This is a genomic window from Duncaniella sp. B8, from assembly GCF_005304985.1.
Taxonomy (GTDB): domain Bacteria; phylum Bacteroidota; class Bacteroidia; order Bacteroidales; family Muribaculaceae; genus Duncaniella; species Duncaniella muris.
Genome location: NZ_CP040121.1, coordinates 874,673 through 890,606, shown reverse-complemented (window position 1 = coordinate 890,606; position 15,934 = coordinate 874,673). Strand labels below are relative to the sequence as shown.

Below are 15,934 nucleotides of genomic sequence, written 5' to 3'. Positions count from 1 at the left end.
GGGGCATGTTGCGCGTGTTGAGACCGGATGGTGATGTCCGTCAGGACATCGATTTACTCGTAGCCCGTGACACCGGAGCGCAAAGCGCGAAGGTGTCACGGGTTTGCGATCCTCCCGGCATGTGGTGTCCGGCAGGACACCGGTTTACCGCTCCGGATGGGGTGTCTACGCATTATGACACTCCGTCAAGGCAGGGGGTGTATCTTTGCAGAAACTCAAAGGCGGTAAAAACTATTTGGGGAGCGGGGATAAAAAACGCAGTCCGCCGTGGGGCGGGCTGCGCGTTTTGTTTATGATGAGAAACGTTCGGGCTTATTTGGCTTCGGCTTCAGTTTTAGCTGCGCTTTCGGGCTTGAGCCATTTGTCGAACCAGCGGAAGAAGAGGCGCTGCCAGAGGATGGCGTTCTGCGGCTTCAGTATCCAGTGGTTTTCATCGGGGAAGATGAGCATTTCGGCGGGGATGCCACGGAGTTTGGCAGCATTGAAGGCCATTTCGCCCTGCGATGAGAGGATGCGGTAGTCGAATTCGCCGTGGGTCACCATGATCGGGGTGTCCCATTTGTCAACGAACCGGTGGGGTGACATTGCGAATGTGCGCTGGGCTGCGGCGTTGTCTTTCTTCCAGAATGCGCCGTAGTCATAGGCTGTGGCGGTGTCGGCAGGGCCGTTTTTGGCGCCGTCGCCCATGTCCCAGTTGGCAAACCACATTTCTTCGGTTTCGAGATACTGGGCTTCCATGTTGAAGATTCCGGCGTGGGCGAGGAAGGCGGCGAAGCGCTTTTCGTGGTTGCCGGCAAGCCAGTAGGTTGAGAAGCCGCCGTAGCTTGCGCCTGTGCAGCCGATGTGTGATTCGTCTACGTAGGGACGCTTTTTCATGAAGTCGACAGCCGCGAGGTAGTCACGCATGTTCTGGCCGGGGTAGTCGCCTGAGATCTGGGCGTTCCATTCGGTGCCGAATCCGGGCAGGCCGTGGCGGTTGGGGGCTATGACTATGTAGCCGTTGGCAGCCATGAGCGCGAGGTTCCAGCGGTAGCTCCAGAACTGGCTGACAGCCTGCTGCGGGCCGCCCTGGCAGTAGAGAAGTGCGGGATAGGTCTTGGTGCTGTCGAAGTCCTGAGGATAGACGGCCCAGACGAGCATTTCCTTGCCGTCGGTGGTGGGAACCATGTTGCGTTCCACGCGGGGCATTTTCAGTGATGCGAGCAATTCGGTGTTGACGTTGGAAATCTGTTTCACTTCTCCGCCTTTGACTGCGCAGACTTCGTTGGGTGCAAGCATTGAGTGGCGCAGGGTGATGACGGTTTCTTCGTCGACGGGTGCGAGTGCGGCATAGTCACATTCGCCCTGGGCAACCACAGAGACGGTGCCGTCAAGGGCCATGTTGAAGATGGGGCAGACGCCGTCACGTGCGGCGAGGAAGTAGAGCGATCTGCTGTCGGGGTTCCAGGCGATGGCATCAGCTGTGTAGTCCCAGTCGGCAGTGAGATCGCGTTTCTCACCGGTTGCGGTGTCGAGCAGGAAGATGCGGTTCTTGTCTGATTCGTAGCCGTCATGTTCCATCGAGAGCCATGCCACGTATTTGCCGTCAGGGGAATAGGCGGGAGCTGTGTCGTAGCCCATCATGCCTTCGGTGAGGTTGCGTGTGGTCTTGTCTTCGAGTGAATAGAGATAGAGGTCGGAGTTTGTTGAGACTGCATAGTCAACTCCGGTCTTCTTGCGTGATACGTAGATGATCGACTTGCTGTCAGGAGCCCAGGCGAATGATTCTGATCCGCCGAAGGGGCGCATCGGAGCTTCATACATGGGTTCGTCTGACATGATGTCGGCGAGGTTGCTGACTTCGTTGCCGTCAAAGTCGCCGATGAAGGGGTGGGGGATTTCGGTCATCCACTGGTCCCAGTGCTTGTACATGAGGTCGTCGATTACACGGCCGGTGGCATCGGGCAGGTCTTCATAGAGGTCCTTGGCCTCGCGCATGAACTTGATGGGGGAGATGATCATTACTTTCTTTTCGTCAGGAGAGAAAAGGAAGCCTTCCACGCCTTTTTCGAGTTTGGTCACCTGTTTGCGGGTGCTGCCGTCGGCGTTCATGACGAAGAGCTGGGGAACACCTTCTACTGCGTAGGTGAAGGCGATCTGTCTGCCTTCGTTGATCCAGACGAAATTGCTTTCCGAGCCGGCTGTGCGGGTGATGCGCTGCAGGTCGGAACCGTCGGGGTTCATGACGTAGAGGTCGGCATTGCTGCGGTTCTGCTCTACGCTTTCATATGAAATGTTGAACAGTACCTTTTTTGTGGCGGGTGAAACCTGCACCGCTGATACGCGGCCGAGGGCTTCGAGGGCTTCGATGTCAAAGACTCCTGTCTCGCTCTTGTAGTCGGGCTTGTCGATGATATCGGCTTCTTTTTCGCCTGCCCCTGCGCATGCAGTAAGAGTGAGTGCGGTTGCAGCCATGACAAGAATATTTTTCATAAAAACTGTGGTCTAAGTAATTAGCGGTTGTTTGATATGCACAGACAGGCTCTTACTTTATAAGATACTGTGAGGAGATTGACTCGTGGGTGTGGACGCGACGGATGGTGTCGGCGAAGAGGCGGGCCACAGAAAGTATGGTGGCTTTCTTGCAGCTTTTGTTGAACGGAATGGAGTTGGTGAACATCATTTCGGTCAGGGCGCAGTTGTCAACGCGTTCTGATGCGGGATCAGACATGATGGCGTGAGAGCAGAGTGCGCGCACCGAGCGGGCCCCGTTGCTCATCATCAGGTCTGCTGCCTTGGTGATGGTGCCTGCTGTGTCTACCATGTCGTCGATCAGTATGACGTCTTTGTCTTTGACATCGCCGATGACTGTCATCTGGGCTACTACGTTAGCTTTGGCGCGCTGTTTGTGGCAGAGGACCAGAGGCACGTTGAGATATTTGGCGTAGCTGTTGGCACGTTTGGCTCCGCCTACGTCAGGCGATGCGATAACCAAGTTTTCAAGTTTGAGCGACTGGATATAGGGGATGAAGACCGACGAAGCGTAGAGGTGGTCTACGGGGATGTCGAAGAAGCCCTGGATCTGGTCGGCGTGGAGGTCCATTGTGATCACGCGGTCGACTCCGGCGGTTGTCAGAAGGTCAGCGACGAGTTTGGCGGCGATTGACACACGCGGTTTGTCTTTGCGGTCCTGGCGGGCCCAGCCGAAGTAAGGCATCACGGCGATGATCGAGGCTGCCGATGCGCGCTTGGCGGCATCGATCATCAGCAGGAGTTCCATGAGGTTGTCGGTGTTGGGGAATGTGGACTGCACGAGATAGACCTCGCAGCCGCGGATGGATTCCTCGAAAGAAACCTCGAATTCGCCGTCGGCGAAATACTGGATGTTCATCTTGCCGAGTTCGCAGCCTAAATCGCGGCAGATTTCCTCAGCCATGTAGTGAGACTTAGTCCCTGAAAAAACTTTGATTGGTGGAAGGGAATCAATCATGGTTTATGTGATAATGATGAGTTTGGGTGCAAAATTACAAAAATTCCCTCGGCCATAGTGTTAAATGCGAGGGAATTTTTTGTTCTGGTGTTATACTTTGATGCCGTGCATCAGAAGAAGCAGAGGATGAGGGCCTGGGCAGCTACCACGCGGAGGAACATGGTCAGCGGATAGACAGTCGAGTAGGCCACGGCGGGAGCGTCGCTGCCGGTGGAGTTGTTGGCATAGGCGAGTGCAGGGGGATCGGTGCAGCCGCCGGAAACAAGACCCATGATGGTGAGGTAGTTGATCTTGTAGACTCCGCGGGCGATGATGCCGACGATGAGCAGTGGCACGAAGGTTATTATGAAGCCCCAGATAACCCACCACATACCGGTGGTGTTGAAGACGGTGTCAGCAAAGCCGCGTCCCGATGAGATGCCGACGGAGGCGAGGAAGAGACAGATGCCGAGTTCGCGCATGAGCAGCGATGCCGACGAAGAGGTGTAGGTGACGAGTTTGAATTTGTAGCCGAAGCGGCTGAGAAGGATGGCTACCACGAGCGGTCCGCCTGCCAGACCGAGTTTCATGCCGAAGCCTACGTTGATCGAGCCGATGATTATGCCGAAGAGTATGCCGACAAAGATGGTGATGAGGTTTGGCTGGTTGAGGCGCTTCATTGAGTTGCCGAGGCGCACACCGAGACGCTCGATGTCATTGAGGTCGCCGACAACTACGAGGCGGTCGCCCATCTGCAGGCGGAGGTTGGGCGATGCGAGCAGGTCGACGCCGGCACGGTTGACGCGGGTGCAGTTGAGGCTGTAGGCGGTGTGGAGGCGCAGGTCGCCGAGGGGCACACCGTTGTATTTGCTCTGGGTGACTACGATGCGGCGAGAGTAGACCTGGCTCTGGACTTCTTCCCAGTCCATTTCGATCTCATGGCCGATTACGCCCTGGAATTTCATTTCATCGGCCGGGCCGATGACAACGAAAATCTTGTCGCCGACGTGGAGTTCTGTCTTGGAGGTGGGGATGATCACTTTTCCGTCGGCTCCCATCAGTCGTGAAACCACGAAGTCGCAGTCGAGGATCTGGTGGAGTTCATAGAGGGTTTTGCCGTCAATGAGCTTGTTGGTCACTTCGAATGACAGTATGAGCGGTTTTTGCTGGCTGCTTTCTATTTCGTCTTCGATGGCTTTGATCTCATCTTCGGTGCGGATTTTGAAGATGGCTTTGACAATGAGCATCGAGAGGATGATGCCGATTACACCCAGGGGGTAGGCGGCGGCATAGCCCATAGCCATGATGTTGATGGCTTCGGTCGAGCCGGCAGTCTGCTGAGCGGCTGCAAGACCAGGGGTGTTGGTCACGGCTCCTGACATGACGCCTACGAGGGCTTCGATGCCTGTGTTGCCGTCAATGTAAAAGATGGAGAGCACGATAGCGACATTGAGCGCTATGATCAGCACTGCGAGTCCGTTGAGCAATACGCCGCCTTTCTTGAATGACGAGAAGAAGCCGGGGCCTACCTGGATGCCGATGGCGAAGATGAAGAGGATGAGGCCGAATTCACGGACGAATTTCAGGACTTCGGGGTTGACGATGTAGCCGAAGTGGCCCATGATGATTCCCACGAACAGTACAAAGGTGACCCCAAGTGAGATTCCTCCGATTTTCAGTTTGCCGAGGAAAATGCCGGCCGCGATGACAAACGAGTAGAGCACAAGGGTGCTCGCAAGTTCCGTGTGTCCCGGACCGATCAGATCAATTAACCATTCCATTTGATTGAGATACGAAATTGTTATAGGAAATTTAGAGAATGTTTCAATCTTTTTCACCTGACCACGCCGCGTCTCGAAGAGGGATCTGAAGCCTATTGGAGACCGCTCCGGATACATCCAGGCAGGAGGTGCGGTTTTGAGAGTGCAAAGGTACGATTTTTTTACTTTTTTTAAACAATGCGGAAGCTATAAATTTCGGGTATCCGTGGAAATATTTCTGACGGTGTTTCAGTCTGTTTCGCTGTTGCCGGCCGCAACGGTCTGTAAAGTCTCAAGTTCCTTTTTTGCGATGGTGGACCGGAAGGAGCGGTAGAGCAGGACCGAGGCTACGATCAGGGCAAGCGAGAAGCTGTAGTAGACGCCGACATTTTTCATCGACAGCCCTTTGGCGAGCAGAAGGAGGAAGGGGATGCCGATGACTATGTAGCTGGTGAGGGAGATCCAGAGCAGGGGCTTGACATTGGATGTGCCGCGGAGTGCGTTGGCATAGGTGAGCTGGATGGCGTCGCCATACTGGTAGAGGATCAGCGGGGCGATGAGGAGCAGGGCGGCGGCGGTTACTTCAGGGTCGGGGGTGAAGATGCGGATCAGGTCGGAGCCTCCGATGAGGAAGATGACGGAGGCGATGGTGCTAAGGAGCAGATTCAGATGGAGTCCAGCTGAGGTGATGCGGCGGATGCCGTTGGTGTCACGCAGTCCGGTGTAGTTGGCTACGCGTATGGAGGTGGCTATGCCGAAACTCATGTAGGTCATGAATCCGAGCTGTGAGATGGTGTTGACTACCTGGTAGGAAGCAAGCTGTATTTTCCCGAACCAGCCTGAGACGATGGCTCCGAATGACCAAAGGAAGCATTCCACTCCGCTCTGTATCATGACTGGGTAGGATGTCAGCCATACGTGGCGGCGGATGGCGGCGGTTTCGGACGAGGGGGTGCGGAGTCCGTTTCTGTAGACTCTGTATCGCTTCGATGTCAAGAATGCTGTCAGTATTCCGACGGTGGCCATGCAGCGGGCTGTCAGGGTGCTGATTCCTGCTCCTGCCAGGCCGAGTTCGGGGCACCCGAAGCGTCCGCCGATGAGCAGGTAGTTGCCTATGATGTTGATTATGTTGGCGCCGAGGATCATCCACATCGGTGTGGCGGTGTCTGTGGTGCCGTTTGCAGTCTGCTGGCAGCAGTTGAATATGGCCATAGGGAGTAGTGTGGCCAGTATTATGAGGTAATATTGCCTGATCAGCGGCATTAGTTCTTCCGGCTGTCCGAAGCGGTCGAGGAAGAAATAGAGTGTGCCCATTATGGCTGTGAATCCGATCGAGACGATCGAGTTTATCTGGAGTCCGGCGCGGAGTGTGGCTCCGACCCGGTCATGCTGCCGGCGGCTGTAGAGGGCTCCGATTATGGGTGTCATTCCGGAGGCGAAGCCGAGCTGCATGACTATGGCTATCATGAAGAGGCTGTTGACAAAGGCTGCTGCGGCGAGTTCTTCTGTGCCGTAGGCTCCGACCATCATGGTGTCGGCGAAGCTGACTACGATGATTCCGACCTGAGTGACGAGGACGGGCATTCCGAGTCGCCACAGGCTTTTGTATTCGGGCTTATATGCTTTCCAGAAACCGGCTTTTCCGGTCAGGGTGCTTGCTTTCATAGGTGTCGGTGCTTTCGATGGTGATTTTAAAGCAGGCCGCAAGACAGGGTTGAAATCTGCTTGCGGCCTGGTTCTGATGGAGGTTATGCTGTGCGGTCCGCTTTAGTTCGGGGAAGCGGATGCCGGCAATGGATGTCTGTTATGCTTCCTGGGCGATGGTCTTGAATTCGTCGAGGCTGACGGTTTTCTTGTCGAGGGTGACAGCCTTTTCGATTGCATCGTAAAGTTTGGAGGTGAGCACCTGCTGGATGAGCTGCTGGCGGATTTCTGATTTTTCGAGCTGCTCTTTGGCGTAGCGGGTGATGATCTCGTCGTCGATTCCGGCCATGCCGTACTGTGCGAACTGGCGGGCAGTGAGGAATTTGGCTGTCTGGAGCACTTCGTCTTCCTCAACCTTGATCTCAAGGGCCTTGAGGAGGTTGTTTTCGATGATTTCGTGTTTGATGCCGTTTTCCTGAGCTTTGAATGCTTCATCGGCGTTTTCGGCGTCAGCGAAGAAGAGTTTCTTGATGGTTTCGGCGGGGAGTGTCATTGATTCGCCGTATTTTTCCATCATGGCTTTGTCGAACTGGTTGCGGAAGAGGATGTGGCTGTTCTGGCTGAGTTCGCCGGCGATCATTTCCTTGATGGCTGCGCGGTATTCCTCTTCGTTGTGTACTTTGTCTTCGCCGAATACCATCTTGTAGTATTCTTCGCCGAGTTCGGCGGGAACGCTTACGATGATTTCTGAGATGGTCATCTCGAAGTCGCTTGTGATGTCAGATGCGATGGCTTTGTCGACGTGGAGCATTGATGCGAGTTCGCCTGCATCGCCTCCGGCTGCCTTGTTGGGGTTGAAGACCACTTTGTCGCCGGGCTTTTTGCCGTTGAATTTGGCTGCTTCTTCCTTGTCTTTGAAGTAGAGGGGGAAGACGATGCCGTCGGTTACCTGGATGGCGCCTTCGTTCTGGTTGACAGTTCCGTCTTCGGCGAGCTGCATGAGGGTGCCTTTTACAACGCCGTCTTCCGTCATTTCCTGGCCGGGTTCCTGCTTGCCGAAGCGTTTGCGGAGGTTTTTGTCCTGCTCATCGATCATTTCTTCGGTAACTTCGATTTCGTAGTAGGGATAGTGGTCGTCGCTACCGGGCTTGATGTCGAGCTGGGGGATGAGGGCCAGGTCATATTTGAATTCCTGATCGCCGTCCTCGAAAGCTTCTTTCACTTCTACGGGTACGGGATGACCCATTACGGGGAGATTGTTTTCAGTGATGTAGTCGACCACTGCACGGTAAACGGTGTCGTTGATGACGTCGCTGGTCATCTGCTTGCCGAAACGGCGTTTGAGTTCTCCGAAGGGAACGTGGCCTTTGCGGAAGCCGGGGAGCACGTGGGTGCGGCCGATTTCCTTGAGTTTTTTGGTGACCTCGTCCTTATAGTCGTTTTCTTCGATCGCCACGGTAAGACGTACGTCTACGGGTGAAATCTCTTCCTTGGTAATTTTCATTTCCTATTTATCTGTTTTATTAGTGTTTACGTCTGATGATTGTTTTTCGCCGGGGGGCTGCCGTTGCAGATTCGCCCGCGCGCGTTGAATCAGCGTGCAAAATTAACAAAAAAATCCCAAATCGCAAAACTTTGCCGTCCGTCTGCCAGGGCAACCGCATCAAAATTTTGCTTTAAGTAGCATATCGGTCAGATAGTCGTTGGAAAGGCTCGCTTTGAAGCGTCTTTTCTTCAGACTACTTTTGTCGACATGCTCTTTAATAATCTGCATTGCCAACTTCCTTATTGTTGAGAGGTTTAGTGACGCATACCCTTTCCTTGCACGGCAGGCATCTTCGAGGAATGTCACATCAAGATTCCAATGCAATTGGTTCTCGATTGACCAGTGACCACGGGCCAACATATTGAAGTATGCAGCCTTGGGATAATCTTCGTCACTGATGTACCGTCTGACGGCGGTTGCCGTGCGGTTGCCATAGTCAACCGTTGAAGTGACCTCTATCAATGTTTTCAGGCCGGGCCAGCGAGCCAGGACATCCTTGTCCTCGATAGTGTCCGCATTCAATATGCGGCAATCGCGTGTCTCGATACGTCCGTGGTCGGCATCCATCTGCGAAGCTGAGTCAACTGGCTTATTGTAGCGGAATGCATCGATAATCTGTTCGTTCATAGCTCCCTGATTCTCTTTGACTGCGAGAAAGTAATGGGCATTTTTATCAAGGATGTCTTGAGCGATTTTTACTTGTGTGCCAATAGCATCTATAGAGATTACAGCTCCTTCGATATCCAGTTTTTCAATAAGCTGCGGTATGGCGACTATTTCATTTTCCTTGTCTTTGAGACGTTGCTGTCCTACTACTATATGATTCTCGCTGACATAGGCGTTCATTATGTAATCGCCTTTCGTTCCATGCTGTTTAGGCGATGTACCCCTGAGCTTTTTGCCGTCTATGACAACCTGTTTTTCAGAAAGCGTGTCAAGGAACTTCCGGCCATGCTCAACCAGACATCTCTCAATCTCATCGGGATCCACAGCACTCATCAGCCGCTCGAAAGTGTCAGGCGACGGGCTGCGGTCAGGACGCTCGGCAAGCAGACCGAAATCACGCGCCCGATAATAAGCGAACTCGCTCATGTCCACATAATCCTCGCCTCCGCAGATATAGGTCAGCAAGGCGATTGTCAGAAGGTCGGAAAGCGCGTATGTGCAACGACCTGTAACCCGATGATCGGGTACTGTCATAAAGATTTCGTTTAGCATGATTTTAGTATCTATATTGTTGATTGTCAGCTACAAAGATACTAAAAAAGCACGAGATATGCAAGCTTTATGGCGCTAAAAATCAGACTGTTGCCGAGATTTTAACACTATAAAATTACTAAGAATTCATGACTTCGGATATGGTGTATTCAAAGAATTTCCCTACATCTATCATCGTTGACGCAACGCCATCGCTGCTTATCGCCTAAAATTTTGATGCGGTTGCCCTGGTCCGTCTGCTTTATAGCAGGGCCGGCTTTAGCGATTGTTTTTTAACAGCTTCTAAGCGGTTGTCTTTAAACGACCTCTAATTCTCTCTTTGGGCGAGGCCGGTTGAGGTGTGGCTTTTTCTGGGTGCTCAGTCCGGTGGTTCAGAGCAGCATGGGGTCAAATTCGTCGGCCGGAATCGGTTCCGGGGCTTTCAGGGCGTGAATTATGTTTCTGAGGTGTTCAATGTAGCCGGTGATCATTGCGGCTGTCGAGGCCGGGGTGAGGCGGAAGAGTGTGCCGAGATCCGAATTGGTGTGGCTTTTTTTGAAGGTGCGTATGGTGTTGAGGATTTCTTTGGCTTCGTCAAGTGCTTCCTGTCGGTGTCCGGTGCGCACGAGGCTCATCAGGTAGGGGTAGGTGAGTGCCGGGAGGTAGGGCCATTTCATTTTGATGAATTTGTCGCGGTAGACTCTGATGACGTCGTCGAAGCGGAGGGCGAAGTAGGTTATCTCGATCAGGAATGGGATTTCTTCCTGGAATCCTTTGATTTCGTCATAGATGAGGCAGACGATGGCGGCGGATGCGAACTGGCCGTGGACCACGTGGTTGCGGGCCCACTCTACGGTGTCTTTTTCACTCAGGAGGTCGGAGGCAATGAGGCTGCGCACGTAGGGGGCGGCTTTCTCGCGGTCGAGTACGAGGAGCACGTCGATGGCAAGACGCGAGTCGAGGTGCTGTCCGATGTATCTGGTGAGCATTTCCACGGCTTCGGCCTGCCGGTTGGTCTCCATGAGGGCTGCTGCGAGGGTGGAGACGTCGGTGTCTTCGGCTTCGGCTGATGCAACTATGCGCCGGTAGATGGCGGTCACTGTCTCCGGGTCGCGTTCAAGTCTGTAGAGCGATGCGCCTTTGATGCGCAGGCCCATCATTGATTCGGGGTTTATGGCGAGGGCGTATTCGGCTGACGAGAGGGCTCCTTCATAGTCGTCGTTGTTGATCTGGACTGTGGCGAGTCTTAGCCAGAAGTCGAGGTTGAAGGGTTCGAGCATGGTCAGTTCCTCGAAGAGTCTTGCGGCTGCCGGCAGGTCGTTGTTTTCCTCCAGATGGTCGGCGAATTCATAGAGGAAGGTCTGCGGATAGGAGCATTTTGACTGGATGCGGTCTTTGTTCTGCATCAGCCATGATTCGAGACGCAGTTCCATTGCGTAGTCTGTGAATTGTATGATGCCTTCGTCATCGAAGTCGTCGGTATCGTCGAGTATTTTTTCGAGGGCGCTGATCACTTCTTCGTCACCGAGTTCGAGATTAGCGTTGCTGGCGCGGAGGTCAAGGAGCCGGTTGAGGACGCCACCTGTGCCGACGCGTCTGTTGAGCTCGGAGGTTGCTTCTACGTCGCCGAACGAGTAGTAGAGCCAGGCGCGGCGCGTGGCCAGAGCTTCGCTCTTGGGGTAGTGGATGGCTCCGTAGAGAAGTACTTCCATTTTGACGATGTAGTTGTCGTAGTCCGAGGCGTAGTCGAAGATCTCGACGAGGTCGTTTTCATCGAAAAAGGCTTCGGTGTTGCCTCGGCGGACTACTTCTGATTCGAATTCTTCGTAGAGGTCCCGGCGGTCGTTGGGTTCGTCCATTCGGTCAGGGGTGGTTATGTCAGGAGCGTGTTTGACCCCGAAAAAGAGGTTAGACACGCTCCCGGATTGTGGTTGTCAATAGATTATTTCTGAGCTTTTTCCCAGCTGTCTTTAAGCGCTATGGTGCGGTTGAAGATGAGGTTGCCGGGGGTTGAGTCGGGGTCGAGGGTGAAGTAGCCGATGCGCTGGAACTGGAGGGGCAGGCCGGGGGCGGCGATTTCGGCCAGATAGGGCTCGACTTTGATGCCTTCCACTACTTTGAGCGAGTCGGGGTTGAGCAGTTCGCGGAAGTCGCGTTCGGTTTCGGCTCCGGGGTTCTCGACGCTGAAGAGGCGGTCGTAGAGGCGGGCTGTGGCATTGATGGCGTGTGTGGCCGATACCCAATGGAGTGTGCCTTTGACTTTGCGCTGGCTTCCGGGGAGGCCGCTGCGGCTTTCGGGGTCGTAGGTGCAGTAGATTTCCTCGATGTTGCCTTCGGTGTCTTTCTTCACGCCTGTACATTTGATAATATAGGCGCCTTTCAGGCGGACTTCGCTGTCAGGGGCGAGGCGGAAGAATTTTTTCGGCGGGTTTTCCATGAAGTCGTCGCGCTCGATGTAGATTTCGCGGCTGAAGGGCATTTCATGGGTGCCGGCTTCGGGTGATTCGGGGTTGTTGTCCATCTCTACGGTTTCGGTCTGGCCTTCGGGGTAGTTGGTGATGACTACTTTGACGGGGTTGATGACGGCCATGCCGCGGGTGGCTACTTTGTTGAGATCGTCGCGCACGGCGTGTTCGAGCAGCGAGATGCTGTTGAGGGCTTCGTATTTGGTGTAGCCGATGGTGTCGATGAAGTTGCGGATGGAGCGCGGGGTGAAGCCTCGGCGGCGCAGACCGGAGATGGTCGGCATGCGGGGGTCGTCCCAGCCGGCTACGAGGCCTTCGTTGACGAGTTGCAGGAGTTTGCGCTTCGACATGACGGTGTAGGTGAGGTTCAGTCGGTTGAATTCGATCTGACGTGGGCAGTAGCTTTCGTCGGCGAGTTCTTTGACGAAGTATTCGTAGAGCGGACGGTGGACCACGAATTCAAGTGTACAGATCGAGTGGGTGACGCCTTCGAAGTAGTCGCTCTGTCCGTGGGCGAAGTCATACATCGGATAGACTTTCCAAGTTGTGCCTGTGCGGTGGTGGGGAGTCTTGATGATGCGATACATGATCGGGTCACGGAAGTGCATGTTGGGGTTGGCCATGTCGATCTTTGCGCGGAGCACACGGGCGCCTTCTTCGAATTCGCCCTGGTTCATGCGGATGAAGAGGTCGAGGTTCTCTTCTACCGAGCGGTTGCGGTAGGGGCTCTCGGTGCCGGGCTGGGTGGGGGTGCCTTTCTGGGCTGCGATTTCTTCGGAGGTCTGGTCGTCGACGTAGGCTTTGCCTTCCTTGATTAGGCGCACGGCGAGGTCGAAGAGCTGGGGGAAATAGTCGGAGGCGTAGTATTCGCGGTCGCCCCAGTCGAAGCCGAGCCAATGGATGTCTTCACGGATGGAGTCGACATATTCCACGTCCTCTTTGACGGGGTTGGTGTCGTCAAAGCGCAGGTTGCATGTGCCACCGAATTTTTCGGCGATTCCGAAGTCCATGCATATTGCCTTGGCATGGCCTATGTGGAGGTAGCCGTTTGGTTCGGGCGGGAAACGGGTGTTGAGCCGGCCGCCGTTTTTGCCGGCCTGAAGATCTTCGAGCACAAGCTGCTCTACAAAGCTGAGTCCCTTGGATTCCTGGGCTGTGGACGGGTTATTATTTTCCATTGTTCTGGCTATATTGTGAGTTTCTGTTCGATTTAAAATGCAAAGTTAGTCAGAATTTTTGTAATTGCATAAAAAAATCATGTCACATACGCTGATTCGGCTATGGACTGTAGGGGGCGTAGGGCTTGCGGGGAAACTGTGGGGCGCGGGTGGCGATGGCTGGAGGTGAGGGTTTTCATTGCGGGAGTGACGGTTGAGAGGGTTAGGGGAGCGGGGGAGCGGGTGATTTTGGTGATGATGATGCAAAGGTAATGCCGTCAGGGCCGCGTTTTGGTGCGATAATGCGGGCGGAGCGAAATTTTTTTATTCCGCCTGCCTGTTCATTGTGCAATCGAGGAAGCCGAAGACTTCGGTGGAAACTTCTCCGAGTATGCCGGCTGTGGAGTTGACTCCGCATTGCACTTTGATGAAGTCGATATAGGCAAGACTCACCGGTCGGCGCGAGGCTGACATGGCGTTTTCGATCTTGAAATAGTTGTAGTTCATGCCGGCATCGGGGTTTTCGGAGTCGGTGAGGCGGTCGCTGCCCATGTTATCGGCATAGCCCCAGTCAAAAGGCTCGTTTGACCATTCGGTTGTGAAAATGGTTCTGGCTTTAAGTCTAGTGCCGCTGAGGGTGTAGCTTCCGGTGTTTTGCCATGAGGGCCATGATGGCATGACGGTCAGGGTTCCGGTGAAATTCCCGCTGTCGGCCCAGGCTATCGGTGAACCTGCGGCGGAAGGGCGGTAGTAGGTGACGGAGTAGTTGTAGAGCGTCTCAGGCTTGTCGGTCTCGCTGCCGCGCAGTTCATACCAGGTGTCGTCGGGCAGTCCGTTGCCGTTTTCGTCCTGCATCACCCAAACTATTCCGGGCTCGTTGCTGGTGCGGAATGAGTTGCCGGCTATGGCAAAGTCGTAGTCGCTGCTGATATTTCTGACGCTGTGGTCGAAACCGACGGTGATGTATCCGCCGAATGCTCCGAGCGAGACGGTCTGGTTGTTGGCGAGGCGCCGCTCGGCTTCGCGGCAGGCTTTGGTGGCGGTTGTCGCGCTGATCTGATGGATGAACTGTCCGGGAGCGGGCAGGAATTCATAGACGGTGACGCGGTCGGCGGAGCTTGATGCAGTGGCCGGGCGGTAGCGGTCGGCTTCGGTGGCCTGGAGGCAGTTGACGCTGACAGATGCCGCGCGGCTGGTGTTTGAGTCTGTGACTTTCAAACTTACGGTAGACAGACCCGGTGAAGAAGGCGTGTATTCGAGGACTGTGCCGTTGGCATCGGCTATCAGACGCCCGTCGATGCTCCATTCATAGCTCGTCGGGCCTATGGTGTCGCGGATTATCGGGGTGAGGCTGACGGTACGGCCGCTGAGGACTTCGATCTCAGAGCGAGGAAAGCTGACCGATAGCTCCCGGACGCTTGTGACGTTGATTTTCATTTCGGCAGATCCGCTGCCGTCGGAGTTGCTGACCGTCAGGCGGAGCGTGTAGGTGCCCTCCTGGTCGGCTTGGAAGGTGAACACCGTGTCGGAGCTGACAGCAGTATCGTCGAGTTGCCACTCATAGGCGGCCGATTCATCGCCCCCGGTGCTGACTGCAGGAGTGATTGTAAGCTCACGGCCCACGGTGGTCTGCATCTCCGTAGGCAGAGTGACGGTTGGAACCACCATTGAGAGCACGTCGATGCGGATCTCTTCACGGGCCGAACCGTTGTCGGCATCAACGCAGAAAGTGAAATAGAACACACCCTCTGTCTGTGACGAAAAACTCAGGGTCAAACCGGAAGCCACGGTCGTTCCGCGGTCGTCGACCCACTTGTAGCGCGGATTGACTGCGTTGGCCACAATGGGCGTGACCGTAAGCTGACGGTCGGTTTTGAGCTCGTAGACGCCGGATTCATTGTCAAACGAAACAGAAATCGGGCTGCGGTCAGGCGCCATCAGGTCTTTGTCGGTATTGCAGGCGAAGAGGCTGTTGAGGCAGAGGAAAGATAGGAGGAGGTAAAAAATATTTGATTTCATCGTTAATTGACGGGAATGAAAAAATGACTGCAGTGCTGTGACTGGTGATAAACTTATGATTATCGGGAAAATGCTGCCAAAAATACAAAAAAACACCGACAGGAGAAACACAAAAAGAATTAAAGGCCTTAAAGGTCGCCATTGCCACCATAAAACAATTGTCAACAATGCTTGGCTCCCAATATATAATTAAGGTGTAAAAACAAAATCGCGCAGCGAGAGAATCGCCATAGATAGAGTATTGGAGTAGTGAAAAAATCAGAGCAAGGAAGAGATAAAAATAGAGAACGAAACATGAAGATCAGTCTTGAAAAGAGGTTGAATCGAGTCAGTCAGGACTGTTGGGTGTGTGAAATAGGTTGATTGTTAGTGATTAATCACCTTGCATTGTTCCGGGAAAAGCAGCCGGCAGGAATAATGGCGGATGAATATAGTAAAAGATGTCTGTATAAGTTGTTGCATAACAAGAGAATAGATACTGTTAATAAGCGGTAAAAAACAAAGTAACAAGAAAAAAGTAAGAAAAAAACATATTGAAAAGCCGAAAAAATTTGGAGGAATGAAAAAAGATGCTTACCTTTGTCCTCCGAAAAGCCCAGGTGGCGGAATGGTAGACGCGCTCGTTTCAGGTGCGAGTGCTGCGAGGCGTGCAGGTTCGAGTCCTGTTCTGGGCACCCTATGAAATCGCAAGTAGTTGA

9 protein-coding genes and 1 tRNA gene are annotated in these 15,934 nt (G+C 54.0%); 1 reads left to right on the top strand and 9 read right to left on the bottom strand.

Annotated elements, in window-relative coordinates:
- Positions 1 to 312: 312 nt before the first annotated feature.
- The 9 genes from FDZ78_RS04160 to FDZ78_RS04120 form a co-directional block, all read right to left on the bottom strand.
- Positions 313 to 2,472 (bottom strand): S9 family peptidase, encoded by a 2,160-nt coding sequence (locus tag FDZ78_RS04160; RefSeq protein WP_136408069.1) that lies wholly within the window; start codon positions 2,470 to 2,472, stop codon positions 313 to 315.
- 52 nt (positions 2,473 to 2,524) lie between these two features.
- Positions 2,525 to 3,469: a ribose-phosphate pyrophosphokinase gene (locus FDZ78_RS04155; RefSeq protein WP_107031625.1), complete on the bottom strand. Its 945-nt coding sequence runs from the start codon at positions 3,467 to 3,469 to the stop codon at positions 2,525 to 2,527.
- Positions 3,470 to 3,579: 110 nt separating this feature from the next.
- Positions 3,580 to 5,229 (bottom strand): putative transporter, encoded by a 1,650-nt coding sequence (locus FDZ78_RS04150; protein WP_123398298.1) that lies wholly within the window; start codon positions 5,227 to 5,229, stop codon positions 3,580 to 3,582.
- 228 nt (positions 5,230 to 5,457) lie between these two features.
- Positions 5,458 to 6,873: an MATE family efflux transporter gene (locus FDZ78_RS04145; RefSeq protein WP_136408068.1), complete on the bottom strand. Its 1,416-nt coding sequence runs from the start codon at positions 6,871 to 6,873 to the stop codon at positions 5,458 to 5,460.
- A gap of 139 nt (positions 6,874 to 7,012) precedes the next feature.
- Entirely contained in the window at positions 7,013 to 8,356 is a 1,344-nt protein-coding gene (locus FDZ78_RS04140; protein ID WP_107031623.1) for a trigger factor, read from the bottom strand.
- 159 nt (positions 8,357 to 8,515) lie between these two features.
- Complete coding sequence (locus FDZ78_RS04135; protein WP_240740289.1) at positions 8,516 to 9,598, bottom strand: ISAs1 family transposase; 1,083 nt, start codon at positions 9,596 to 9,598, stop codon at positions 8,516 to 8,518.
- Positions 9,599 to 9,987: 389 nt separating this feature from the next.
- The gene (locus FDZ78_RS04130; protein ID WP_136408067.1) at positions 9,988 to 11,511 is read right to left on the bottom strand and encodes a tetratricopeptide repeat protein; all 1,524 of its coding nucleotides are present in this window, start codon (positions 11,509 to 11,511) and stop codon (positions 9,988 to 9,990) included.
- A gap of 26 nt (positions 11,512 to 11,537) precedes the next feature.
- Positions 11,538 to 13,238 (bottom strand): glutamine--tRNA ligase/YqeY domain fusion protein, encoded by a 1,701-nt coding sequence (locus FDZ78_RS04125; RefSeq protein ID WP_136408066.1) that lies wholly within the window; start codon positions 13,236 to 13,238, stop codon positions 11,538 to 11,540.
- A gap of 303 nt (positions 13,239 to 13,541) precedes the next feature.
- Positions 13,542 to 15,236 carry a PKD-like domain-containing protein gene (locus FDZ78_RS04120; protein WP_136408065.1) on the bottom strand — a complete coding sequence of 565 codons (1,695 nt, stop codon included), beginning with the start codon at positions 15,234 to 15,236 and terminating at the stop codon, positions 13,542 to 13,544.
- Positions 15,237 to 15,829: 593 nt separating this feature from the next.
- On the opposite strand from FDZ78_RS04120, the gene FDZ78_RS04115 reads away from it, so the two are divergent.
- Positions 15,830 to 15,910 (top strand) — tRNA-Leu (locus FDZ78_RS04115).
- Positions 15,911 to 15,934 lie beyond the last annotated feature (24 nt).